Source organism: Nitratidesulfovibrio sp. HK-II, from assembly GCF_003402415.2.
In the GTDB taxonomy this organism is placed as follows: domain Bacteria; phylum Desulfobacterota; class Desulfovibrionia; order Desulfovibrionales; family Desulfovibrionaceae; genus Cupidesulfovibrio.
In genome coordinates this window covers 473,229-499,003 of sequence record NZ_AP036014.1, presented here as the reverse complement: position 1 = coordinate 499,003, position 25,775 = coordinate 473,229, and the positions used below count along the sequence as shown (strand labels likewise).

17 protein-coding genes and 1 pseudogene are annotated in these 25,775 nt (G+C 62.0%); 11 read left to right on the top strand and 7 right to left on the bottom strand.

What is annotated here, in order from left to right; translation table 11 throughout:
• Positions 1–3: 3 nt before the first annotated feature.
• Together RVX_RS01830 and RVX_RS01825 are read right to left on the bottom strand one after the other, a co-directional pair.
• Positions 4–1,209: a hypothetical protein gene (locus RVX_RS01830; RefSeq protein ID WP_147307528.1), complete on the bottom strand. Its 1,206-nt coding sequence runs from the start codon at positions 1,207–1,209 to the stop codon at positions 4–6.
• A gap of 571 nt (positions 1,210–1,780) precedes the next feature.
• Positions 1,781–2,338 carry a recombinase family protein gene (locus RVX_RS01825; protein WP_116307793.1) on the bottom strand — a complete coding sequence of 186 codons (558 nt, stop codon included), beginning with the start codon at positions 2,336–2,338 and terminating at the stop codon, positions 1,781–1,783.
• Between the two features lie 252 nt (positions 2,339–2,590).
• Between RVX_RS01825 and RVX_RS01820 the strand changes: the two genes are divergently transcribed.
• From RVX_RS01820 to RVX_RS01810, 3 genes and pseudogenes are all read left to right on the top strand, one after another.
• Positions 2,591–3,487, top strand: a complete 897-nt coding sequence (locus RVX_RS01820) for a DUF1837 domain-containing protein (protein WP_116306839.1) — start codon at positions 2,591–2,593, stop codon at positions 3,485–3,487.
• A gap of 9 nt (positions 3,488–3,496) precedes the next feature.
• A complete protein-coding gene (locus RVX_RS01815) occupies positions 3,497–6,049 on the top strand; it encodes a DEAD/DEAH box helicase (protein WP_420192397.1) in 2,553 nt (850 codons plus the stop codon).
• Between the two features lie 292 nt (positions 6,050–6,341).
• Positions 6,342–6,540 (top strand): annotated as a pseudogene (locus RVX_RS01810) (transposase); the annotation flags it as partial.
• Positions 6,541–6,608: 68 nt separating this feature from the next.
• Here RVX_RS01810 and RVX_RS01805 read toward each other — a convergent pair.
• Both RVX_RS01805 and RVX_RS01800 read right to left on the bottom strand, forming a co-directional pair.
• A complete protein-coding gene (locus RVX_RS01805) occupies positions 6,609–7,748 on the bottom strand; it encodes an HNH endonuclease (protein WP_116306840.1) in 1,140 nt (379 codons plus the stop codon).
• Positions 7,749–9,148: 1,400 nt separating this feature from the next.
• Positions 9,149–9,358: a TOBE domain-containing protein gene (locus RVX_RS01800; protein WP_015946036.1), complete on the bottom strand. Its 210-nt coding sequence runs from the start codon at positions 9,356–9,358 to the stop codon at positions 9,149–9,151.
• A 558-nt stretch (positions 9,359–9,916) separates the two neighbouring features.
• Here RVX_RS01800 and nikA point away from each other — a divergent pair.
• The 7 genes from nikA (at position 9,917) to RVX_RS01765 (ending at position 19,239) form a co-directional block, all read left to right on the top strand.
• The gene (gene nikA / locus RVX_RS01795) at positions 9,917–11,575 is read left to right on the top strand and encodes a nickel ABC transporter substrate-binding protein (protein WP_116306842.1); all 1,659 of its coding nucleotides are present in this window, start codon (positions 9,917–9,919) and stop codon (positions 11,573–11,575) included.
• Positions 11,576–11,805: 230 nt separating this feature from the next.
• Positions 11,806–12,747 (top strand): nickel ABC transporter permease subunit NikB, encoded by a 942-nt coding sequence (gene nikB, locus RVX_RS01790; RefSeq protein WP_116306844.1) that lies wholly within the window; start codon positions 11,806–11,808, stop codon positions 12,745–12,747.
• Positions 12,744–13,772 (top strand): nickel ABC transporter permease subunit NikC, encoded by a 1,029-nt coding sequence (nikC, locus tag RVX_RS01785; RefSeq protein ID WP_116306846.1) that lies wholly within the window; start codon positions 12,744–12,746, stop codon positions 13,770–13,772. Before nikB ends, nikC begins: the two co-directional genes overlap by 4 nt.
• Positions 13,769–14,710 (top strand): ABC transporter ATP-binding protein, encoded by a 942-nt coding sequence (locus RVX_RS01780; protein ID WP_116306849.1) that lies wholly within the window; start codon positions 13,769–13,771, stop codon positions 14,708–14,710. The genes nikC and RVX_RS01780 overlap by 4 nt, the downstream gene beginning before the upstream one ends.
• Positions 14,707–15,600: an ABC transporter ATP-binding protein gene (locus tag RVX_RS01775; protein ID WP_230404690.1), complete on the top strand. Its 894-nt coding sequence runs from the start codon at positions 14,707–14,709 to the stop codon at positions 15,598–15,600. Before RVX_RS01780 ends, RVX_RS01775 begins: the two co-directional genes overlap by 4 nt.
• A 391-nt stretch (positions 15,601–15,991) precedes the next feature.
• The gene (locus RVX_RS01770; RefSeq protein ID WP_116306851.1) at positions 15,992–18,202 is read left to right on the top strand and encodes a cache domain-containing protein; all 2,211 of its coding nucleotides are present in this window, start codon (positions 15,992–15,994) and stop codon (positions 18,200–18,202) included.
• 101 nt (positions 18,203–18,303) lie between these two features.
• Complete coding sequence (locus RVX_RS01765; RefSeq protein WP_116306853.1) at positions 18,304–19,239, top strand: hypothetical protein; 936 nt, start codon at positions 18,304–18,306, stop codon at positions 19,237–19,239.
• Positions 19,240–19,347: 108 nt separating this feature from the next.
• On the opposite strand, the gene RVX_RS01760 is transcribed toward RVX_RS01765, so the two are convergent.
• Both RVX_RS01760 and RVX_RS01755 read right to left on the bottom strand, forming a co-directional pair.
• Positions 19,348–21,036 (bottom strand): glycosyltransferase, encoded by a 1,689-nt coding sequence (locus tag RVX_RS01760; RefSeq protein ID WP_116306854.1) that lies wholly within the window; start codon positions 21,034–21,036, stop codon positions 19,348–19,350.
• Positions 21,037–21,338: 302 nt separating this feature from the next.
• Complete coding sequence (locus tag RVX_RS01755; protein WP_116306856.1) at positions 21,339–21,779, bottom strand: hypothetical protein; 441 nt, start codon at positions 21,777–21,779, stop codon at positions 21,339–21,341.
• A 349-nt stretch (positions 21,780–22,128) separates the two neighbouring features.
• On the opposite strand from RVX_RS01755, the gene RVX_RS01750 reads away from it, so the two are divergent.
• On the top strand, positions 22,129–22,917 hold the full coding sequence (locus RVX_RS01750) for a hypothetical protein (RefSeq protein WP_116306858.1): 789 nt from the start codon (positions 22,129–22,131) through the stop codon (positions 22,915–22,917).
• Positions 22,918–23,214: 297 nt separating this feature from the next.
• On the opposite strand, the gene RVX_RS01745 is transcribed toward RVX_RS01750, so the two are convergent.
• Positions 23,215–25,548: an FAD-dependent oxidoreductase gene (locus RVX_RS01745; protein ID WP_116306860.1), complete on the bottom strand. Its 2,334-nt coding sequence runs from the start codon at positions 25,546–25,548 to the stop codon at positions 23,215–23,217.
• Between the last annotated feature and the right edge of the window lie 227 nt (positions 25,549–25,775).

The following is a 25,775-nucleotide window of genomic DNA, read 5'->3' as shown; positions in this document are numbered from 1 at the left end:
AGCCTATTTAGCCTCGACGGGGATGTAGCACCCATATTTTGCATTGACCACCTCGGCCATCGCATAGCGCAGCTTCTCCACCTCGCTCCGCTTCACCAGGAAGGAATCAAACACAGGCAAGCATGTCACCCCCTGGGCGGCCAGCCTGGACATGATCTCGTCCGCTATGTCGGCATCCATTTTCTGCAAGCGCAAGCCCGCCCCAGCCCCAAAGTGTTTGGATATGACTTCGTGCCTCTCCAACAACCTTGCGATGACTGAATCCATGTCGATGACTCTCAGGCGCTCATGGAACTCAGGGGCAACCTTGTTGCGAATTTCGCGCTTAATGCTCGCCTTCGCTTCTGAGAGCGTCTTGGCATTGATGAGCACCAGCAAGGCGAACTTGCAGACATCCCGCATGAGCTTGTCACCCTCTGATCCAGGCAACACATAGGGATCACCTGGGCATGGTGCGCCTGTCTCCTTGATGTAGAGCAGGTTGGGATGAATGCTTTTGTAGTCAAGCTCAACGACGCCCTCGCCATCAATCAGAACCTTTGCCCGCAACTGCTTTGGGATGACCTGCCACCAGCCACGGTAATGACGACCACCCCGCGTGAACTTGTCATTGAAAATTCTGACAAGAGTCTTGCTGTGCAAGTCAAACGCCCGTGAGTCTTCGTCGTCCCCTTCCAGCTGACGCGCAACCGATTCAGCCTGGAGCGCTTCCAGTTCCTCTCGTGACACACCAAGCTCAATCTTGCTGGCCTTCAGGGTCTTGTTAATAATGCGCAGACGCTCACGCATCTTCAACGTAGCGGCAGTGTCGTCATAGTCTACCTGCTGGCCATCCTTTTTGAGAATGATGACTTCAGCATCCTCTGGCGGCGAGAGTTCAATCCCTTCAATCCCTTTGAACAGCGGAAGCAGTCTGCTACTGGCACGCATGCGAGAACGCTTTCCAGCGCCATACCCCCTGTCATAGAAGCCCGCCACGTGTTCAATGAAGTCAAATTCTGCGAGTCGATCAACAACACTGACCAACCTCTCATACTTTATGAACAGCTTATTGTATCTCTTGCCCTTGCTGTAATGATTCTTGTCGCGTGAGTATGCGACATACATTTCAGGGGAACGAAGCCAGCAGGCGTACAGGTTCAAGAGGACATTCTTGATTGTAGGTCGAAGCTTTTGGTATCGCTTCTCGTCGCCTTCGCAGATGAGCATTCCAACATACTCAACGAGCGGGTTTGATTCTGGATGGTCTGACCACTTGAGAATATCAAACGGAATGCTTGGGTAGGATGCGGCGTCTGACACAGCTAAACAAGCTCTCTCTTTACGATGTTTGGGTGGTTGGCTATGGGGCACGGAAAGAAGGCTGATTTATCGCGCCGAGCCATGGACTTCGTCTCTGACTGACCTTTACCAAACGATTGAAAACAAAGAAGTGTATTTTTACTTTAAATACTCTTGTTCTTCTTGAAGCGGGAAAGGGAGGGAATATCATTACTCATACAGACTGAACTTGCCTCAGCGATAATTCGCTACAGCAACCATGAAAATTCTCACCTAGCACTGCACAAAAGCAAAAAACGCACTAGGATTGAATTTAAGGCGCGAAAGATTTCAACACATACGCGAGGCTACCCTTAAGCTTGATCGCGCCTCAGGATCGATCCTGGTGCGAAATTTACACATACGCAACCACCCCCGCGACACACTCAAAGGCGCTCACCTTCTGCAACCAGCCAAACAACCACGACAATTTCAAGCTAAGCGGCAACTGAACATACGGCTACATCCCGATTACACGGGCATAGATCGTCTGGCGTGAGACACCGTACTCAGCGGCCAGCGCCGAAACCTTGTCGCCCTGCTCTATCCTGCTCCTGATCACCTGGGCCTGTTCATCGCTCAGGGCGGGCTTTCTGCCCTTGTACTTGCCTTTGGCCTTTGCCAGGGCAATCCCCTCACGCTGACGCTCACGGATCATGGAGCGCTCAAACTCGCTCACCGCCCCAATGATTTGCAATTGGAGGCGCTGGAATGGCTCATCCTTGCCCGTGAAGTGCAAACCTTCCTTGTGGAACCTCACCGCCACACCACGCTCAAGAAGCACCGTCAGAATAGAAAGCAAGTCATTCAGGTTGCGCGCGAGCCGGTCAATCGAATGGACATGGAGCGTGTCTCCGGCTCTCAGATGCGCCAAGCATGCCTTCCAGCCCGGCCTGTTTGTGGACCCGCCTGAGGCGTGATCCTCAAACCGCTCATCCAGGCTCACCCCTTCCAGCTGTCGCTCAAGATTCTGGTCGACAGAGCTTACACGCAGGTAGCCTACATCATGTCCCGTGATTGCCATGGCGGTGCCCTCCTAGAAGTGAATTGTCAAAAAAGCTTCTAAGAGATTGCCGGACACATGTCAAACAAAGAGGAAAATAACCCTAAAATGACACAGCTGGAGCAAACTCCAGCTGTCCAATTAGGGTACACCCATACTACCACGGCGAAACACCCTGTCCCAATATCTCATGATGAGTACGCAATACTTGTACGAAGCGCCCGACTGCTTTAGAGTGCTTAATAAACGCAATCGAGAGGTGGCACCATCAAAACCCTCAATGCCTATCTAGAAGCCAGCGAGCCCCAGTACAACGCGTGCATCAAACGCCTAGACACAAACTTCGAAGTTGAAGGTGTTTCCGCTAACTTACGCTTTAAATACGTCAAATTTGACGGGAACGGGTGCCCGAAATTCACAACTCTTGCAGAAGTCCTCGCCGACCACATTACACAGTTCTGCTTTTCGATCCAGAGAAGAAGAAATCCTCAATCATTCGCCGACTACAACCGACTCAACCGAGAAGCAAAAAACCTTCTACGCCGCATAGCCACTAGCGGAGAGTCAGGTGAAATTCTTCTTTACTATCTAATTGAGGCTGTTCTCAAAGCGCCACAACTTGTAGCAAAAATGGATTTAAAGACAAATCCATCACTAGAAATAAATGGCTCCGATGGCATACATTTCAAGTGGGATGAAAAAGAAAATATACTTGATATATATTTTGGCGAATCAAAGCTCGAAAGGAATTTATCAGATGCAATTGATCATGCTCTAATAAGCATTAAAGATTTTCATAAAAACAGATTAGATGAGCATGAACTTGCAATGGTAACTGGACACTTTAAATGGGCAAGTGATGAATTAAAGTCAGAAGTTTTAAAATACATAGACAAGCATAGTCCAGATCAAGATTGTCGCTACAATCACGCATGCCTCATTGGCTGGAATTGGTCCAAATACCAAAAGCTCCAAACAAAAGCCAGAGATGCCTTCATCAAAAATTTCGAAGATATATACAAACTAAGAGCATCCGGAATAGCACGGCTCATAAACAACAAATTTCAAAATTTTCACCTTAAACACCTTCGTTTTGAAATTTTCTTACTCCCCTTTGAAAGCGTTCAGGCTTTCCGGGACGAATTCATACGCGCGACATCATAGGCAACAGCAATGAAAATTACTAACGAAGCCATCAGCGAGGCACTTCTCCAACTCTTACGCCTGGACATTGCAGCCCAACTCCCAGGTCAACTCGTTGCGCCACCAGCCCCACTCGCACGAGAAAAACAACTCCAGTTAATATCCCATGCGGCGACTTTGGCACTATCCGACGCTCCAGAAGAACGCAGTCTTGCATACGAGATTGCAGCCCGAATCGTTGAAACCACATCCAATGATCAAAGCCTCATACCTGCCGCGTCATTCATCATGAGCAGGCTCGGCAACTTTCCAGGCAGGCAATTAGTTGCAAATAGATACGCCAGTGGCGCGCAAGACAAACCCCAGCACCCTCTACTCGACATTGAATCTTTTGCAAGAGAAATGGAAAATACCGTTCACGTGGCTGGCGAGTCCAAAGTCTTAACTGACTTCCAAATGGACTTTTTTGAATTGCTTGAAAACTCCGATTCTGCCAGCGTTTCTGCGCCAACGTCTGCTGGAAAATCATTTGTCCTCTCCTTAGGTATAATAAAAAAAGTATCACAGAATAATAACTCTAACATAGTATATGTAGTACCAACACGAGCACTATTGGGACAGGTCACAAGAAGCTTATTAGCGTTGCTCAAGAAAGCACAACTATCAACACCAGTTCGCTGTGTTCCAATACCTCTTGACCCAGAAGCAAAATCTGGATGCATATATGTGTTGACACAGGAACGCCTAATCAGTCTTTTACAATCATTCACAAAAAACCAGACCATAAACATAATGATCGTTGACGAAGCTCAATCAGTTGGAGACGGGTCTCGCGGTGTATTACTACAAACAGCAATAGAAAGTGTAAGACGCCTAAATCCTCAGGTTAACATTTTTTTTGCAAGCCCTCTTACACGAAACCCAGGCCTTCTCCTAGACCACTTCGGCACAGGAGTATCAAAAAAAATTCTTGAAGAGAAACACTCTCCAGTTCTACAAAATATCATTCTCGCAAGAGACGTACACAGGGAGGTCAAACAAGCCGAATTCTTCGTTCTGGACGATATTGGCGAGCACAGCATAGGGAGAGCTGTTCTAAGCTTTAAATTCCGAGGCACATTATCGGAAATAAAATCAAACTTTGCAAAGAATGTCACAAAGCACAATGAATCTGCAATAATATACTGCAACACTCCATCACAGACAGAAGAAACAGCACTTGAAATATGCTCAACGTCAGAAGATGACGCGGATCAAGATGTATATGATTTTTTAGAATTCATAAGAGAGCACATTCACGAAGAATATTCTCTGATTAACACTCTGCCAAAAGGAGTTGCGTACCACTATGGATCAATGCCAAACATTGTCAGATCGCGCATTGAGCAATTAGCCAAACAAGGAAAACTGAAGTATATTTGCTGCACAAGCACACTCTTGCAAGGCATAAACTTACCTGCAAAACACATCATCATTGATCGCCCACGAAAAGGCAAAACCAAGCCAATGGGCAGGGCAGACTTTTTAAACCTAGCAGGGCGTGCCGGTCGATTGTTGCACGAATTTCAAGGCAACGTCTGGTGCTTACGACCCGATACATGGGACACCCCTGAAGGCGTCAGTGATCCCTGCTTCAGGGGTGCGGACACCCAGGACATCAAGATGTCTTTCTTTGAATCCTTAAGCAACGACGGGGAATTGCTGCTAAACATACTACGAGACAGCCATTCTGGTGACAAAGAAAGCTTCGAATTGGGCGTTGCAACAATTTGTAAGTTATTCAGCGAGTTTATAATTCCTGGCATTAACCTTCCTTCAGCATATGCAAAATCACCAGAAGCTGCACTTATTCTCGAAAATCTTCAGAATGAATGCAAGAAGACAGATTTTACAATTCCAAAAGAAATTCTCTCTCTAAATCCAAGCGTTCATCCCGTGCGTCTTCAAAATTTATACAATCACATGATTCAGCAAAATCCAATCGATTTACTGCCAATTTATCCTCAAAATAAAGGCGCGAACGATAGACTTAAAGAAATATTCAGGATCATATCGATTTACTTGGAAAAAGAAGATAACAATTCTTTTAAATTTGATTCTTGGCTGGCAAATTCATGGCTACACGACACACCACTTAAATCGATAATCGATCAACGCATCACATATCTTACACAAAAAGCACAAAGAGAAAATAAAGAACCACCAGTAACTAAAATTGAAATTAACTCAATTTTAGACTCACTTCAGCAGAGAATACGCTTTAAATATGTTAAAAACATACGCGCTTACAAACAAATTCTCACACACCAACTTATAAACACAGGAAAACACAAAGAGGCTGCTGAGATTATCCCGATCGACTTATACCTGGAATGTGGATCTTCAAACCCAATCATTTTAAGCCTAATGGGTATAGGGCTGACACGTACAACGGCGCTTATGCTTAAAGGAAAGGTAAAATTTCCGGACAGCCCTACTCCCGAAACCTGTTTAGGGCTACTCGCCTCAACAAACATCACAAGCCTCAACATTCCAGGTGTTTGTAAAAATGAAATCGAGGAACTCCTTAGCGTAGGGAGCTAGCCCCCACACTAGCTTATTATACTGGCGCGCACTCCATCGTTACCTTAATCGCGACTCTATTTGAGTGCTGGCCATCCACTTCAGGCACGGCAGAACAAAGAAAGGCGGGCACAGACGTTTTGCACGCTGGAGCCCCTCCATCAAAAACCAACGCAAATCTATCGTTCGCCAGTGGGGCCTTATCATTCCCTGGTGCCCGGAGCGAGGATTGAACCCACACAGCCGTGAGGGAGAGGGATTTTAAACCTAGGTAATATGTCGGAAGCATCGCGCCTTTCAGGGCAATAAAACAGAGTCAGCTCTGCTCGAACCGGTTCGCAAAGCGCTGAATACGTTTCAGGAGCATTTGCCGAGAATCCTGCAGAGATGGGGCTCCCTACCCTCAAGCGCACGAATGGAAGGCCTCAATGGCCCCTTTCAGGCTGTCCGTTCGCGGGCCGGGGGCTTATCGGAACGTGACCACTTTCATCACCATTATCTACCTGATAGGGGGGGGGCATCGCAGATATTCTGAACGGAGGATTTCCGCAGTAAACGTCGAAGACCTGACAATCATCCCCTATCCTCGGAACACGTTGTCATTATGCCACTTGAGCGCCTCTCGACTGGGGGGCGTATTGCCTGGCGTGCTGATCACGCGGCCATCCAGTGACCCGTAATGCCCCTGGCGCACATCGGACGATAGCCGCACGGCCAGAGTCTTGGGGTCGATGGTCAAGCGGCCTAGGTCGAACAACGTATGGATGTCCGCGCGCAGCAGGAGCCCGTTTTGGGCAGCGTTAGATTCTTCCCCCTGGTAAGGATGGATGTGCGCTGCCTCCAAGGCCTCCTCGACATCACAGCCAGTCACGGCACATCGCCCGCCATACGCCCGCAGCAAAGCGCCTCTGAAAGCCGCCTGCCCGCGCCGCTGCACGATAGTGGCCAGCACCTTCTCCCGCTCATTAGGAAGGTCTGCAAGCGAAAAATTAGGATCACCCTCAATCTTCGCCTCGACAGCGTCTATGGCCTCTCCGGCTTGCCCCCGACGCAGAACAAAGGTTGCGGGGGTCGCACCTGAGTGACTCACATACTTGAACACCCCCTCGTACCGGAATCCACCGTGGGGGTGTTCGTTCTTCGATTTGCGGTAAAAAAGGAGCAGCTCCAAGCCCTCCTGAGCGTGCGTGACGATCAAGCCGTTCTTCCGGCCCTTTGTTTGACCTTGCCAGGTCAGCGTATCCCCTTCCAACCGATCCAGATATGGGGTCCGATCTGCCGTCTTATTCTCCGTGACGAACAGCCAAATGGAGTGATGCCCCTTGGGAATGAAAATTCCGGTGTTGATGGTCGCATCGGCTATCCCGAACATCGCCTTGAGCTGATCTCTGGAATAGATTTCACCTTGCCTCAAGCCGGAGGACGTACGGGCAAACCCGGAAGCATTCGCCACCACCAGCGTGAAGCCGAGGCCTTCCAATAGGCGCTGCACCGTCTGTCTTCCTCCACTGAAATCATAGGGGGAAAGCGGCTTGTTGTGCGAAAACTTGTGCGCCACCCCCACTATTGCTTTGGAAGCATAGAGCCTGCCGTTGTACGACAGATGATATTGCCGCGCTGGTTCATAACCATACGTTTCAAGAAAATTCTGTGCGCCGCGCCTATCACACTCCTCAATAGCCCGAAGCACATCGTCTCTTGAGACATCTTGGTATGCCATGCAATCCCCCTTATATACAGATTCAGACTAATGGCTCGCAAACAGACGACAATAGCACAGATTGTACCGTACCCGGTTTTCTGGACACAGGTTTGCGTTAAGCCGCTGACTGCCCCCCCCACGAGTTGTACCACTCACTGTGTTAGCCTGTGATGTCTGCTTGAGTCCAGAGGTGGTCTCCAGGGGCAGGGTGGCGACCGGCGCTGGCGGACATTGCCCCAGTGAGCTATGCGGCCTGAACGTGTTATATTCTTGCCGCTCACGGTGCTTGCCCCTTCCTGCCCATTGCCTTCCCTCCGTTGGCCAGAGACTAACAAAATCCATGGCTCACAGGTTTAGGGGTGGGGCAGGTCACTCAGCCTGGGGATCGCTGTTCCCCTTATCTCTACCCTGCCCCTTCTTGCATTTCGGGGATGAACCGGCTACCCAAATGGGTACAAAATGCGGATACAAACCGGGGATACAACCTCCTTGGCATCTCCTTAGCATTCAGGTGTTACAGTAGAGATGAACGGGTACATAGACTCCCGCCGCCTCCACCACCTTGAATAGCAGTAGCTTGCGAATGAGCCCCGCTGGCCGACTTCCAAGCTGCCTCACCTCCCGCCACTCAATCCCAGCCGCCACGCTATGTAATCCAGGAGGAAGTCATGTCCCCAAATACATACATGACGCTGTGGTTTCTCTTTTTCCTTGGCCTAGCTGTGTATGGATTCTGCATATCAAGGGAAAGCGTTGCAAAAGATACTCCAGCACGCAAAACTCCTCACACTCCCCCTAACCCGCCAGTGAATGAAATAGTCGTTCTCAAGAGCTTGCTTGCCGAAGCATACACGGAGAACGCCATGCTAAAAGAAAAACTTCGCGCATTCGATGCGCAACCACACGGGTAAGCTCGCTACCACCGGCCTCGCCCTTTCGAACCGTTTGGGCTCAGCACCGTTGCCCCTCCCACACTCTCTCTGCACTATTCACCGTGTTGCGCCCCTGGGTGCTCAATGGTACATTTCCCACGTACAAAGTTCGAGGAAAGCGAACTGGCAAAGAGCAGAAGCCTCGAAAAATCATAATGTTGACTGGGGAGACTTCCGAGTCTCTCCCTCGGCACCACGCAGACAGCAAAGGGTTGGAACAGACGTTCCAACCCTTTTTTGCGTTATCGCGACACCGGGCGCATCGGCCGCCCGTGGTGTACGCGCGCGACGTTTGACACGGTAGCGCACCTTACCCGGCACGCGCAAAAGCCCCCGCTCCGTTCGGAGCGGGGGCTTCGCCGTCTTTGCATCAGAGGATATCAGGCGTCAGCGGGCACGCCTCGGGTCAACTTGGCGTTCCGCAGAGCGCCGCTTGATGCTGGCGGGGCCTGGCGGCGAAATGCCGCGCTCTCCCCGCCGAACGTGCTAGTCGGTGACGATCATGACGTTGGAGGCCTTGACCATGGCCTTCACGTCCGAGCCCTTCTTGAGGCCCATGTCTTCCACAGAGCGCTTGGTGATGATGGACACCATCTCGATGCCGGGGGCCACTTCGATGATCACTTCCGAGTTCACGGCACCGACGGTGATTTCCTTGACCTTGCCGGGAATCAGGTTGCGAGCGCTGACTTTCATGATGGTTCTCCTGTCATGACTGTGCGTGGATATGCAATTTCCTGCGCGAACGGTTCGTCGCAGGGGAATTCATGCGTACAAGATACCACCTGTGAAGAGTCATGCAAAATGAAATTATCGTGACTGTCGTGCGTCCTGAAAATTCGTGACTGTTTCTGCGTTTTACTGTGCCCCATTGTACATCTGCCGCACACCGTATGAACGCGTTACCGCATCCTCTGGCGGAAATATCATGTCCCCCTTCCCCGCCCTGCGGGCTCGGCGCAGCCGTGCCCGCAGGGCACACCCCACCGCACCGGCTCTGCGGATGGCCCTAGCCCGGCAAGACATCCGCATACCGTCCGCCCCCCAGGCACGCCCGGCCCCCAGTCGTGCAATCTCCCTCGCTGGCCTCAACGCGACCGCGCACGCAATAAACCAAGTAAATTCATCAGGATTACAAAATGAAACAGCAATCTGCCCGCTGTATCGTTGACATGAATTTTCCACTCTGGCATTCGGAGTGGCACACTTTATTTTTTTTTATCCGAAATACACATTCAAATTCCGGAGAACGACATGCCGACCCGGTCGCCATTCGCTGTCGCCCCGTTCCCGCGCCACTGGCTGCGGGCGCTTCTGCTGCCGCTGCTCGCCGTCCTGATGGTGGCGGGCGGCCTGGCCGCCCCCTTTGCCGCGCACGCCGCCGACACCCCGGCGGACACCCTGCGCTATTCCTGGCCTTCCAACGTGGGCGAGCTGAATCCGCACAAGTATTCGCCCAACCAGATGTTCGCGCAGGGCATGGTGTACGAACCGCTGGTCAAATACGCCAAGGGCGGGGCCATCGAGCCCTGGCTGGCCGAAAGCTGGACCACTTCGCCCGACGGCAAGGTGTACACCTTCACGCTGCGCAAGGGCGTGACCTTTTCCGACGGCACGCCCTTCGATTCCAAGGCCGTGCGCATGAATTTCGAGACGGTGCTGGCCAACCGCGCCCGGCACGACTGGCTGGAACTGGTGGCCCAGATCGACAAGGTGGAAACGCCCGACGCCCGCACCGTGCGCCTGGTGCTGAAAAACGCCTACTACCCCACGTTGCAGGAACTGGCGCTGATCCGGCCCGTGCGCTTCCTGTCGCCCTCGGCGTTCCCCGCGTCCGGCAACACCAATGACGGCATCAAGGCCCCCATCGGCACCGGCCCGTGGAAGCTGGTGGAAACCCGCAAGGGCGAATACGACGTGCTGGAGCGCAACGACGCCTACTGGGGCAAAAAGCCCGCCATCAAGCGCATCGTGGTCCGGGTCATCCCGGACCCCAACACCCGCCTGGTGGCCCTGCAGGCTGGCGAGCTTGATCTGGTCTTTGGCGGCGGCGGCCACGGCGGCGGCCAGATCAGCCTGGAAGCCTTCGGCGCCCTGAAGAAGGGCGGCACCTACGCCACCTACCTTTCGCCGCCGCAGGCCAGCCGGGTCATCGCGCTGAACAGCAAGAGCGGCCCCACCTCCGACATCGCCGTGCGCAAGGCCATCCTGCACGCCATCAACAAGGACGCCATGGTCAAGGGCATCTTCCTGAACGCGGAGGCGCGCGCCGACGCCCTGTTCCCGCCCACGTCCCCCTACTGCGACCTGAAGCTGCCCCCCTACGCCCACGACACCGCCAGGGCGGAAGCCCTGCTGGACGAGGCTGGCTGGAAGCGCGCCAACCCCAAGGATACCAAGGGTCCGCGCATGAAGGACGGCAAGCTGCTGTCCGTCGACCTGTGCTTCGTGGGCAATGACGCCCTGCAAAAGGCCATCGCCGAATTCCTGCAATCGGAACTGGCGCGCGTTGGCGTGCAGGCCAACCTGATCGGCGAGGAAGAAGACGCCATCGGCGAACGACAGAAGAGCGGCGCGTTCGGCATGGTCTTCGGAGACACCTGGGGCGCGCCCTACGACCCGCATTCCTTCGTCAGCGGCATGCGCGTGCCCACCCACGCCGACTACCAGGCCCAGATCGGCCTGCCCATGAAGGCCGACATCGACGCCAAGATCGGCAAGGTGCTGCTGACCACCGACGAAACCACGCGCCAGAACCTGTACCGCGACATCCTGACCACCCTGCACGAGCAGGCCGTGTACCTGCCGCTGACCTACCAGACCAGCATGGTGGTGCATACCGCCCGCGTGAACGGGGTGCACTTCGGCGCCATGGACACGGAAATCCCCTTCGAGGACATGCGCCTGAAATAGAAGCGAGAAGCGGGAGGGCGGCCACGCGCCGCCTTCCCATTTTCCTGCCGCCGGGGGCGCGCTACAGACCCCGCCAACACCCCGAAGGCCCTTTTCCAATCAATCGATAGGCCTTTCGTCCTTATACTCCGCGCCGGTCTTTCCGGCGCGGATGGCTGATGCGGCCGACTGGCGCGAACACGTCCCCCCAACAGTCGATACCGCTGCTCCCCCAGCCCCGGAAACCACGCATGCCCGCCTACATCCTGAAACGCCTCGCCGCGCTCATTCCCCTGCTGCTGTTGGTCTCGGTGGTGGTCTTCCTGCTGCTGCGCGCCGCCCAGGGCGACCCGGCCATGGCCTACCTGCGCCTTTCGCGCATCCCCCCCACCGACGAGGCCCTGGCCACCGCCCGCCGCATGCTGGAACTGGACCTGCCCCTGTGGCAACAGTACGCCCGCTGGCTGGCCCGCGCCGTCACCGGTGACTTCGGCAACTCCTACGTCACCGGCCGCCCGGTGCTGGGCGAGGTGCTGCACTACCTGCCCGCCACCCTGCAACTGGCCGGGGCGGCCCTGCTGCTCACCCTGGCCGTCAGCGTGCCCCTGGGGGTTGGCGCGGCCCTGCACCGCGACCGCCCGCTGGACAACGCGGCCCGAGCCCTGTCCTACACCAGCGTATCCTTGCCCAACTTCTGGCTGGGCTTCCTGCTGGTGTGGCTGTTCGCGGTCAAGCTGGGCTGGCTGCCCGCGCTGGGGCGCGGCGGCATCGAGCATCTGGCGCTGCCCGCCGTCACCCTGTCGTTGATGTCCATGGGCATCAACACCCGGCTCATCCGCACCAGCCTGCTCGAAAACATGCATGCCCGGCACATCATGTATGCACGGGCCCGCGGCCTTTCCGAACGCGGCGTGGTGTGGCGGCACATGTTCAAGAACTCGCTGATCCCGGTGCTGACATCCCTCGGCATGCACGTGGGCGAACTGCTGGGCGGCGCGGTGATCGTGGAAACGGTGTTCGCCTGGCCGGGCGTGGGCCGCTATGCCGTGTCCGCCGTGTACAACCGCGACTACCCCATATTGCAGTGCTTCATGCTGCTGATGACGGCCATCTTCGTGCTGTGCAACCTGGCCGTGGACATCCTGTACGCATGGGCGGACCCGCGCATCCGCCTGGGGGAGGACCGCGCATGAGTACGGAAACCCTCGCCGCCGAAACGCCCTCCATGGCCCCCCCGGCCGCTTTCGACACCCCCCCCGGCAGCGCCCTGCTGCGCCAGTTGCTGTCGCGGCCCACGGCCCTGGCCGCGCTGGCCCTGCTGTGCATCATCCTGACCATGGCCGTGTTCGCGCCCGCCTTCTCTCCCCGCGCCCCGGACGACGTGGACATCACCCGCAAGTTCGAGGCCCCCAGCCTGGAGGAACCCCTGGGCACCGACCACCTGGGCCGCAGCGTGCTGGCCCGGCTGTGTCACGGCACGCGGGTCTCGCTGTTCGCCGTGGCCGCCATCCTGACCTGCATCGTGGCCGTGGGGCTGACAGCGGGCTGCGTGGCGGGCTACGCGGGCGGCCGGGTGGACGGCCTGCTCATGCGCGCCTGCGACGTGTTCATGACCTTTCCCACCTTCATCCTTGCGCTGTTCCTGGTGGGGCTGCTGGGCTCGGGCCTGAGCAACGTGGTCATCGCCGTGGCCTGCACCCACTGGGCCTGGTACGCGCGGTTCGCGCGCGGGCTGGTGCTGGGGCTGAAGCAGCGCGAATACGTGCTGGCCGCGCGCGCGGCGGGCACCCGACCCGCGCGGCTGGTGCTGCGGCACATCCTGCCACCGGTGCTGGCCCAGATGCTGGTCATGGCCGGGCTGGACGTGGGCCACATGCTGCTGCACGTCTCCGGGCTGTCCTTCCTGGGGCTTGGGGTGCGCCCCCCGACGCCGGAATGGGGGGTGATGATCGGCGACGCGCGCGAATACATCGGCACCCACCCGGAGCTGTTGCTGTACCCCGGCCTGATGATCTTCGTGACGGTGATGGCATTCAACCTGCTGGGCGACGCCCTGCGCGACGCGCTGGACCCCGCCGCCGCGCGCGAGACGGACTGCGCGCCGCAGGGCCCCGCCGGGCCGCATGGCATGGACGGCATGGAAGAGCATGAGGATGCGGAGCCCGGTGCGCCGGACTTCGGCGGCATCGGCACGGGCGCACGCGAGGAGGCGGCATGAGCGGCATGACACCAGAGGTTCCCGCCAGCGCAGGGACTCCCGTCACCGTCCCCGCGCTGGCCGTGCGCGGGCTGGATTTGCGCCGCGCCGTCCCACGATCGGGCGTCACGGATGCGGCACCCCCGCTGGTCGGCCCCGTGGACCTGACAGTGGAGCGCGGCCAGGTGGTGTGCCTGGTGGGGCCCAGCGGGTGCGGCAAGTCGCTGACCTGCATGGCCCTGCTGGGCATGCTGCCGGAAGGGGTGGTCCGGGCGGCGGGCTCCATCCGCGTGGCCGGGCAAGCCGTGGACGGCGCGCCGCCGGAACGGCTGCGCCTGCTGCGCGGGCGCAACGCGGCCTACGTGCTGCAGAACCCGGCCAGTTGCTTCGACCCGGTGTTCACCATTGGCGCGCATTTCCAGGAAACCCTGGCCGCGCATCTGCCCGACGCAGCCACGGGCGACAGCCGGACCGGCTGGCGCAAGGCCGCGCTGTCCGCCCTGCGCGAGGTGGGCTTTGCCGATGCGGACGCCATCCTGCGGCACTACCCGTTCCAGATGAGCGGCGGCATGCTCCAGCGGGTGATGATCGCCCTGGCGCTGATGCTGGACGTGGAACTGCTCATTGCCGACGAGCCCACCACCGACCTCGATCTGCCCTCGCAGGCCCTCGTGCTGGACCTGCTGGACCAGGTGCGGCGCACCCGGAACACGGCCATCCTGCTGGTGACCCATGACCTCAGCGTGGCGGCCCGCATGGCCGACCACATGGCCGTCATGCGCCATGGCCGCGTGGTGGAACAGGGCGACGCGCGCGCCCTGTTCGCCGCGCCCCGCCACCCCTACACCCAGGCCCTGCTGGCCGCGCACCACCGGCTGTACGGCCAGTGCCCGCCGCAGGGGGACGGCAGCGTGCAGCAGCATCCTGCCCCTCCTTCCGCCCCCGCAGGCCGCCCATGAAGGACACCACCATGCATCCCGCCGACACCGCCCCTTCCGTGCTCCCCAACCGCCCCGGCGTCACCGGCGGCAACGACGCCCCGCCCCTGCTGGAACTGCGGGGCGTCACCCGCAGCTATCGCACCGGCGGGTGGTTTGCCCCGAGCCAGGTGCGCGAGGTGCTGCGAGGCGTGGACCTGACCGTGCGGGAAGGCGGGTGCACCGGCGTTGTGGGCCCCAGCGGAGCGGGCAAGAGCACCCTGTGCCGCATCGCCCTGGGCCTGGAACGGCCCGATGGCGGCGAGGTGCGCTTCATGGGGCGTGCCTGGGGGCGCGATACCCGCCACGGACTCGGCAAGGACCGCCGCCACGTGCAGGTGGTCTTCCAGAATTCGGTGAACGCGGTGAACCCGCGCCTGACCGTGGAGCGCATCATCGGCGAGCCGCTGGAAAACTTCACCACGCTCGACCGCCGCCAGCGCCGCGCCCGCGCTGGTGAACTGCTGGAGCAGGTGCGCCTTTCCCCGGCCCTGCTGGACCGGCTGCCCCACCGCCTGAGCGGCGGGCAACTGCAACGGGTGTGCATAGCCCGCGCGCTGGCCCCCCGGCCCCGGCTGATCCTGCTGGACGAAGCCCTGAGCAGCCTGGACATGCTGGTGCAGGCCCGCATCCTGGACCTGCTGACCGAACTGCGCCGCGCCACCGGTACCGCCTACCTGTTCGTCACGCACGACGTGCGTCTCATCCCGCTGTTTTGCGACGAGGCCGCCGTGCTCACGGAGGGCTGCGTGGCCCCGGTGGACATGCACGCCCGGGGCCATGCCTGCGCGCGGCAAGCCCCGCATCAGGCCGCCTTCGATGCCTTGCGCGCGGCCATCCTGCCCGCCATGCCAGCTGACGCGCCGCTGTAACGGGGCCTTCCGCCGCCCGCCGCAACCACGCGACCGGGCGGTCGGGCGGCGCGCCTTGCCCCGCACCCACGGGCCGCGCAGGGCGACCCGTGATGCAGGCGCGCGCCTCCTTGCGACGATTCCCCGTGCGCGCCCACGGGCCTCCCCACCTAACGAACCGGCAACCCTACCCGTCTTCATCCCACCCCCAGGCTCGCCTGGGGGATTTTTTACATTTTTCAGCTTCAGGAAAGCCATGTGATTGCAAAGCATTATTCGAGTGCACACTGCAATCTGGCAGCAGTCAAGGGAATAATGATATTTACAATCATGGCAATACAAGGGATATGACGCTAGAATTATCGCCCGCTTTTTTGCGTTCTCGTAAAAATAACACCAGCGGAACAAAAACATGAGCATAGACGCGGAGTTGCGAAAGTACCTGCACCACATGCCCGGCATAGGCGAATACCGCAGTTCGCTGAGTTCACTCTCCAAATGGTGGACCCGCGTCTCCCTGACCGGCAAGATCAACAGCCTTTCCGTGGCCGCCACCCTGCTGGATTCCATGGACCAGGCCCAGCGCAAGTTCCAGGAATTGCAGGAACGGCTCATCGACAGCCTGGCCCGCGAAAACACCCGCAAGGTGGCGCTGGAACTGGGGGCCATGGCCCAGGTGGCCGTGGACATCGTGGTGCGCAACCTGTTCGAGCGCACAGCGGACGTGGGGTTTCTGGCCACCGACGGGGTGCTGGTTGACTTTCTGGCCGCCAGCGACGGCGATACCGACACCTGCGCGGCGGGCATGGGGAATGACGAGCACGCGCCCCCACCCTCCCCCGCAGCCCCCCCGACCGCCATGCCCCTCATGCCCTCCGTCACCGGGGACGACGCCTGCGCCGCCGTGCGCCGCCGACTGCGCGACTACCGCGCCAAGTACACCGTCTACGACGAAATCCTCGTGCTCGACACGCACGGCCGGGTGCGCGCCCAGCTTGACGAGGCCACCCCGGTGCGCGCCTCGGCAGACCCGCTGGTGGCCGCAACCCTGGCCGACGACGGCTACCTGGAAACCTTCCGCCCGTCCGACCTGCGCCCCGGCAGACCCGCGGCCCACATCTTCTCGCACCGCATCCTGCACCCGGAGACGGGCCGCCCGCTGGGGGTGCTGTGTCTGTGCTTCCGCTTCGAGGACGAAATGGAGGGCATCTTCCGCAAGCTGGTCAACGGTCGGCAAGACGTGGTGCTCTGTCTTACCGACGAGGCGGGCACGGTCATCGCGTCAAGCGCGCCCGGCGATTTCCGGGTGGGCTCGTGCCTGGGCAACCGGGCTCCCGGCGCGCTGACATCCCTGGGCAGCGGCAGCGAGGAATACCTGGCCTTCAGCACCCCCACCAACGGCTACCAAGGGTACCTGGGGCTGGGCTGGCGCGGCTGCGCGGCCACTCCGCCGCACGCCGCCTTTGCCTGTGACGGAGAGGACGGCGGCACCGGCGACGGCGCGAACCTGGCCCGGATGGCCCAGGGGCTGCACCCGCCCGCCGACAGGGAGGGCGTAACGGACGGCGACAGAGGGACGCGGAAGGACGACAGCGCCGAGCCTTCGTGCATCTTCTCGGACGACCTGCTGGACATCGCCGCCACGTCCGAGGACGTGAACCAGGATCTGGGCCTTGTGGTCATCAACGGCCAGATCATCGCCGTGCAGCGCAACGCCCAGGAATTCCTGCCGGTGCTCGACGAAATCCGCAAGATCGGCCACAAGACCAAGGACATGTTCGTCAAGTCCATCGACGACCTGTACGCCACGGTTTCCTCGGCCTTGCTCAGCGACCTGCGCTTCAAGGCCGCGCTGGCCTGCGACATCATGGAACGCAACCTGTACGAGCGGGCCAACGACTGCCGCTGGTGGGCGCTGACGCCCGCCTTCCGCCAGGTGCTGGCTGCCGCGGGCCACGGCCGGGCCCTGCCGCCCGAGGCGGCCCGGCGCGGCATGACGGAAATACTGCGCTACATCCACGGCCTGTACACGGTGTACCACGACCTGTGCGTGTACAACGCCGCCGGGGTGGTGGTGGCCGTCTCCAACCCGGAAAACGAGGGCTGCGTGGGGCGCGACCTTTCGGGGTGCGACTTCGTGCGCCAGACCGTGCAATCCATCCGCAACCAGCAGGAATACCGGGTGTCGCCCTTTGCCCCCTCCGACCTGTACGGCGGGCGGCCCACCTACATCTACAACGCCGCCATCATGCACCCCGACGACGAGCGCACCACGGTGGGCGGCATCGGCATCGTGTTCGATTCCGGGCCGCAGTTCGAGGCCATGCTGGCGGACGCCCTGCCCCGCGACGCGGCGCAGGCCCCCCTGCGCGGGGCCTTTGGCCTGTACGTGGACGCGGGCGGCACGGTGGTGTCCTCCACCAGCCCGGACATCCTGCCCGGCCACATGCTGACCCTGCCGCCGCAAGCCCGCACCGGCGACCCGGCCGGGGTCAGTTGCATCCACGACATGCTGGGGCGGCGCCATGCCCTGGGCGCGGCCCCCTCGTGCGGGTACCGCGAATACAAGAATTCCGGCGACTACGAGAACGACATCACCGGCATCGTGGCCGTGCCTGTGTAGGCGGACGCGGACGGGTTTCGCCCCCGCCCCCCCGTCACGGCCCGCCCCCCCCTTGCCGCGCCGCACTTGCAATTTGGCGCTGCGCGGGGCAAGCCTGTGGCGTGACCACGCCCCTCGCCCCCGAAATCTCCCACGCCTTGCCGGACGCCCCCTCCGCCGGGCCGGAAGACGCGCCCACGCGCGACGCGGCTGGCCCCCAGCCCGATTCCACGCCCGGCCCCACACTGGTCATGGGCCTTGCCGCCGGATACCACGCGGGCGACGTACGCCCGTTCCTCGCGTCCCTGCGGGCCACCGGCTTCGCGGGGCGGTGCGTGCTGTTCGCCTCGCCCACCACCCGCGACACCGGCCGCATGGCCGACATGGGCGCGGACGTCCTGCCCTTCGAGCGGCCGCCCGCGTTGGCCCACCTGCCTTACAACGCGCTGCGCTACTTCCTGTACCTGGACCTGCTGCGGCAGGCCCCGCGCCCGTACGCGCGGGTCCTGATCACCGACGTGCGCGACGTGATCTTTCAGCGCGACCCGTTCTCCTTTCCGTGGACAGAAGGGCTCAACGTCACTCTGGAAGACGCCCGCATGACCATCGGCGCGTGCCCGTACATGACCCGCTGGACCACCGGGCACCTGGGCGAGGCGGCGTGGCGGGCGCTGGCCGGGCGGCGCATATCCTGCTCCGGCACCACCGTGGGCGGCCACGCGGCCATGCTGGACTATCTGGAACGGCTGACCGGGCTGCTGCTGCCGTTCTCCCCCGCGCCGCCCCCGCCAGTACCGGACGGCACGCCCCCGCCGCCCACCGGCATGGCCGGGTACGACCAGGGCGTGCACAACCACCTGCTGCACGGCGGCCACCTGCCCGAGGTCACCGTGCACGACAACGCCGGGCCCATCCTGACCCTGGGCTACAAGGCCACCCCGCCCGCCGCCGATGCCCACGGCGACATCCTGAACGACGCGGGCGTGCCCGCCGTCATGGTGCACCAGTACGACCGCATGCCCGAAGTGTTCCGGGCCGTACGCGCCCGGTACGCATAGAAGCTCGGCCTCCCCGCTCCCTCACCCCGCCCGACGCAGGAACGGCGCGCCCCTTCCGGAGCGCGCCGCCGTCATTTTCAACGTTCCGCGACGTGACGCGGGGCCTGCCTACAATGCGTTCTCGGCGGCCGCCGCCTGCAGGGTGCGCACGCACAGCCCCACGTACGACCGCGCGGCCGGGGGCAGTTGCGCGGCCACGGCCTCGTAGGCGTCCACCAGGTCGGCCACGTCGGCGGCGCGGGTGGCCTTGTCCACGCTGGCCAGTTCCTGTTCGGTGAACTTGCGCTCCATCTTGTAATGGTTGCCCCACACGTGCCCCCACGATGCCTCGGACAGCGGCGCGGCGCGCCCGGCGTCCTGGCGGTGCACCACGCGCACCCGGCCGTCGTAGACCACCCGGCCGCCCGCCTTCCACACCTGGATGTCGTGCTCCAGGTCATCCACCTGCGAGGGCGAGAAGCGCAGGTCGAAATCGGGCACGCCCAGCCGGGCGCAGGCCGCCTTGTCCAGCAGATGGCAGCAGCCCATCACCGAAAGGCACGGGCGGCGCTGCCCGTACTGGCCGAAATCCATGACCAGCGGCGCATTGTTGGTGAACCGGATGAGGTGCTTGCCGGTCTTCTCGAAAAAGCGGGCCACGTACTGCACCGTGGGCAGCGTGCCGGGGTTCACCCCCTGCGGGCCGACGACAACGGTGCCGGGCATCTCGTCCATGTCCTGCACGTAGTTGCGCAGCCATGTGCGCGGCAGCAGCACGTCGTCGTCCAGGAAGGCGAACAGGTCCCTGTCGCGCATGGAGTCGAGGTGCCACAGCCAGTTGCGGGCCGCAGGCGCGCCGATGTTGATGGGCAACTGGATGAGTTCCACCTGCCGCCCGGCGGCCACCGCGCGCACGCCCGCTTCGAACTCGTCGCGGGAAAAGGCCGTGGACCCGTTGTTGATGAGCGCCACATGCGCACCGCCGATGTCCGAGGCCAGCAGGCTGGCCAGGGTGTCCAGGGTCACCTGCAACTTGTTCCAGGTGTAGAAACCGACGCCGATGCGCCGCGCCTCCAGCACCGAGGCCGGGGCCTCGGGCCTGCCCATCTGGGCCAGGTGGCGCACCAGGAACAGCAGGGCGGGCTCTGCGTCCAGCGCTTCCATGTACAGGGCGCGGGCCGTGGAAAGATCGGCGGCGGCCTCGACCATGCGGGCGCGCAGCAGGGTAACCAGCGGGCAGGGCAGGGCCTTGGCCAGCAGTTCGTCGCGCAGGACGGCGTCACCCGCCGCATGAGCGGCGTGGGCCAGCACGCCCGCGCCCGCCGGGGCCGCCGGGGATGCGAGAAACTGCGCGATACCCGCCGCCGTCTGTTCCCACACGCCCATTTCCCACAGACGCATCAGGCAGGCGAACACGTCGCCGGGGGCGGTGGATTCGCGGCACGCGGCCAGCACCGCGTCCGGGTCGGCGGGCAGGTCCCAGGCCCGGCCGAAGGCTTCGTTGGCGGGCACCTGTGGCTGGCCGTCCAGCACGGCGGCGGACGCCTTCAGCCACGCGGCGTAGGCGGGCGACTGCGGCGACATGCCGCCCAGCTGCCCCACCAGCCCGCGCAGGCCCGCATCCAGCGGGTTCAGCAGCAGCGCCTGGCGCAGCAGCCCCGTGCCGAACAGCACCCGCGCCTTGCGCTGCTGGGGGTGCAGCTTGTCCAGTTCGCCCAGCAGTTCGTTGGCCCCGGCCATGGCGTAGCCCGACTGGCTGAAGCCGTGCAGCAGGTGCAGGAACATCCATTTGGCGAGGGGGGCGTCGGTGGCGGGCATGGAACCTCCGGTGGGTGTGCGGAACGGGCAGGATGTGCGGGTTCCGTAGCACATCCGCCGCCCCGGGCAAAGCGGCCCGCGCTGGCGGCACGCGCCGGGCAGGACCGTTGGGCAGGGGGGCCGGAGAGGGATCGGGCAGCTTGAACGCGACGGGCCGGACAACGGGAGTCCGCCAGGCGAAAAAAAGGAGTGGATGGGGCAAACCGCCGCAGCCACCGCCACTGCCGGGCGGCGAGCCGTTCACGCCATCACTTCGAGCTCCCGCGAAACGAGGCGGACGACGGGGAGGAGTCACGCCCGCCCTAAAAGCCGGGCGGGCACTCGTAGCCGCGCGCCCGGCGCTGGGCCAGATCGCCCCCCGGAACGGATTCGAAGAAATACACGGACTTGTTTTTATCCGTTGCCAGAATCCCCTTGCAGTACGCGCCGCACACACCGGGGTCGGTGGCGAAGCAGATGCTCTCGTACTCGAACTTCAGGAAATTGCTGGGCCACGAGTTGCAGTTGAAGCGGCCCGAGGCCGGGCAGTCCATTCGCTTGACCTGTCCGGCCGCCACCACGCCCATGCCCTTGAGGTTGGCGATGTCGTCCAGCGCGCGGGCAGGCACGGCCAACGCCACCAGCCCCATCACCACGACCGGCACGAGCAGGGCCACCGGCAGCCGGAACAGGCCGCGCGCGGCGCATACCGTTCCCCGCTCCTGCCACGCCAGACGCTGTTCCGCCCCGCCTCCCCCGTCCATCCGGCCTGTCTGCTCCGTTCCGTGCATCGTTCACCCCATGCAGTCGGTTGCCTTGCGGTACTTGTCTCCACCATACCGCAGTGGCAGCCAGCCGCAACCCCCCGCCGCACCACGGAGTCCCAGAAACCGGCGGAATCGGGTCGAGGCCCGCCGCGCCCTGTCCCCATCCCCCTCCCCGCCTCCATTGTCCGCATCGCCCATCATCACCCATCATCACCCCCCCCGTCACATTGACGCACACCACCCTCCCGGATAGACGACAACAACGGATGGCGCGCCACCGGCATGCCCCCGCCGCCACGCGCACGGGCCAGACGGCCCGCCCCTTACACGCATTACCGGAGGAACCGTGCCCGGCACACTCGCTCTTCGCCATTCCCTGCCTGCCCCCGTGTCCGCCGCCGTTTCCGCCCTGCTGCTGGCGGCGCTCCTGCTCACCGGGTGCGCCAAGCCCGCACCCGTGGCCGATGCCACGCCCCCTGCATCCACGGCCCAGACGCAACCCGCGCCCGGCTCCGTTCAGGACGCCGAGGCCGCCAAAATGCGCGAGACGGCCAGCAAGCCCCACTCGCCCACCACGCCGCCCCTTTCCGACGACGCCGCGTGCGATCCGCTGACCGGCGTACTGCAAGGCCAGTGCGTGTCCATGAACCAGGAAAAGGTGCGCGGCCAGTGCTATTCGCTGCGGCCCGGCGCAACCACCACCAAAAGGGACAAGAAGGGCAAGACGGTGAAGGTCGCCGGGCGCTGTCAGCCGCAAAGCCTGATCTACGCCCGCTGCCGCACCGGCATCGACACCTGCCGCCTGGGCGATACCAGCCCGGTGCAGTGGTTCACCTGCGCCCAGCGCAACGGGGCCACCACCCGCACGCCCACGCCGGGATCGGTGATGGTGCTGGATGCCAACAAGGGCCGGGGCATGCCCACCGGCCACCCGGTGTACGTGGAGGAAACCTGCCCCAACAAGGACGGCACGTGGACCCTGCGCATCACCCACACCAACTACGACCGCCAGTGCCACCTGGACCAGGACGCCAAGGTGCGCTTCAACCCCAAGACCATGCAGGCCACCTTCCTGACCGGGCCGTGGGGCTGCTGGGCCAAGGACCTGAAGGCCATGGGGTTCATCTTGCGGTAGGGACCACTGCCAACCGGCAGGAAAGCCGACCGGGAACCTCCCCCTTCGCGCAGTTCCCCGTCCGCCCCGTCCGCAATGAAAACGGGCGATCCTCCCTTCGGAAGGATCGCCCTGAGATTACCGCCCCCCCCCAGGCAGTTCTACCCCAAAAGGGGTCAAGGGGGCGCGGCCCCCTTGCGGGGCGTGGGGCAGACCCCCACTCTTCACGAAAAAAACCTTTGTCGGCAAATTTAAGGGCGGCCCTTCCGCAAGGAAGGACCGCCCGTTTTCTTTCAGGCAAACCGACCGCGAGGCCGGTTATTCCATCGGGGTGTTCTCCACCAGGTTCCAGATGCCGCACGGGCAGGCCCCGGCGCAGAAACCACAGCCGATGCACTTTTCGGCGTCCACGGCCATCTCGAAGCCGCAACCGCCCTGCACTTCGCGGCGGCTGATGGCCGCCTGCGGGCAGATGGTCTCGCAGATGCCGCAGTCGCGGCACGCGCCGCAACTGGCGCAGGCGTCGCCGCACTGGCCGAGGTCCTGGAAGTTGTCGATGCGCGGGTCGTAGTATTCCAGCTTCACGCGGGAATAGTCGATCATCTTGCGGGTGTCGGACACGGGGCGCTTGCCTTCGGCCATCTCCACGATGGCTTCGGCGGCCTTGCGGCCCATGCCGATGGCCTGGGTGAGCAGGCCGGGGCGCACCGCGTCGCCGATGGCGAAGACGCGCGCGTCGGTGGTCTGCTGGATGTCGTTGACCACCACGTGGCCGCGCTCCACGGCGATGTCGTCAGTCAGGTAGTCGAGGCCGGGCGCATCGCCGATGGAGAAGATGACCGTTTCGGCGGGCAGCAGCTCGCCGGTGGTCAGCACCAGCCCTTCGGGGGTGATCTCCTTGGTGAAGCAGGGCCAGCGGAAGGTGGCTCCCACGTGTTCCGCCTCTTCCTTTTCCTTGCCGAAGGCCGCCGGGGTCTGGATGTCGATGAGGGTGATGGATTCCGCCCCCAGCCGCGCGGCCTCGGTGGCCACGTCGCAGCCCACGTTGCCCGCGCCCACGATGACCACGCGCTTGCCCACGGTGCCGGAGCCGGACTTGGCCGACTTCAGGAATTCCAGCGCGGTGCGCGCCAGTTCCTTGCCGGGCACCGGCAGCATGCGCGGGGTGTTGGCCCCGGTGGCCAGCACCACGAAGTCGTTGTCGGACTTCAACTGGGCGAACTCGTCCTTGCCCAGGCGCTGTTGCAGGTGCACATGGGGCAGCACCTCGCGGGCGCGCGCCAGTTCCGCGTCCAGCACGTCCTGCGGGATGCGGCTGCCGGGAATGGCCGAGCTGATCTTGCCGCCCAGTTCCTTGTCCATGTCGTACACGGTGGCGGCGATGCCGCGCATGCGCAGCTGCCACGCCACGGAAATGCCCGCCGCGCCGCCGCCGATGACGGCCACCTTGGTGCCGGTCAGCGGGGGCAGCTTGGGCGCGCGCGATGCAGCGCCCGCCTTGCCGATCTGGGTGATGTCCACGGGCTTCATGCGTTGCAGGCTGCGCGAACAGCCCTGCATGCACAGGTTGGGGCACAGATAGCCGCACACGGTGGCCGGGAAGGGGGTGTAGGCCAGGGCCACGTCCACCGCCTCGTCGATGAGGCCTTCGCGCACCAGCCGCCAGCGCTCCTGCACCGGCATGCCGGTGGGACAGCTGGACTGGCAGGGGGCCATGTGCTGGCCGTTTTCCCACACCGGCACGAAGCGGCGCAGCTCACCGGTGGTGATGAGCGGAATGGGGCTGCGGTCCACCGAGGTCAGGTCGCCCACAAGGCCGCCCATGCCCAGTTCCTTCTCCCACACGTTGCGGCGAAAATCGGCGATGGCGCGGCGCGTCTTGCCCGTCTTCTCGAACGGGCCGCGCGCGGCGATGCACTGCCAGTCCTCGCGCACCGAAAGCCCGGCCAGCAGGTCCGACTTGCCGATGGCGGCCAGGAACCCGGCCAGGTTTTCGGTCAGCCACGCCCAAGCGGCATCGTCGATGGCCACCTGCTTGGCGTCGGCCTGCGAAAAGCCCTCGTGCGGGCCGTGCACGAAAATGCGCCCACCCACCATGCCCACGCAGGGACGGTAGCCCAGCACGTTGGCGGGGTTCTGCGCGCCCACGCCGCAGACCACGGCGGTGCCGCCCGCCATAAACTCGGCGAAGTAGTCGCCAACGCCGCCCAGCACCCACAGTTCCGGCGCGGAAAAGCGCGGGTTGTGCTTGGTCATGGTCATGCCGCGCGAGCCGATGTTGCCGCCGACGTACACGCGCCCCTGGGCCATGCCGTTGCACGCGCCGTTGCCGGCGTTGCCGTGCACGACGATGTTGGCGCCAGCGTTCAGCCAGCCCACGTCGTCCGACGCGGGACCGAACACTTCCACCGTGGTGCCGGTGCTGCCCAGCGACCCCAGCCGCTGGCCCGACGACCCGCGCACGGTGACGTGCACGGGCTCCTGTTCCGATATCCACAAACGCCCGCCGATGCCGTGCTGACCGCAGGCATCCACTTCCACGTTGCGCGCGCCGTCGCGCACCACGCCTTGCAGGCGCTCTTCGAGAATGCGCGATTCGATGCGCTTTCCGTCTTCCATGCCGCTTACGCGGACCACTTCGCTGGGGGACATGGCGTCACTCCGCTGCTGTATGGTTGCCTTTCCGGCGTTATCTTCATTCGCCGCGCCGCAGCTTCATTTCCTGTCTGCCGCGCGGAATCTTTTCTTCACACGGTGCTTCCGGCATCCGGCATCCGGAGGAATTTCGCCTTCCGGCGAGGAAGGCGGGGCTTTTCCGAGGGGAGCGTACTCTTCGGTACGTGACCCGAAGGAGAAGACCGCCTGACGAAGCCCGAAGG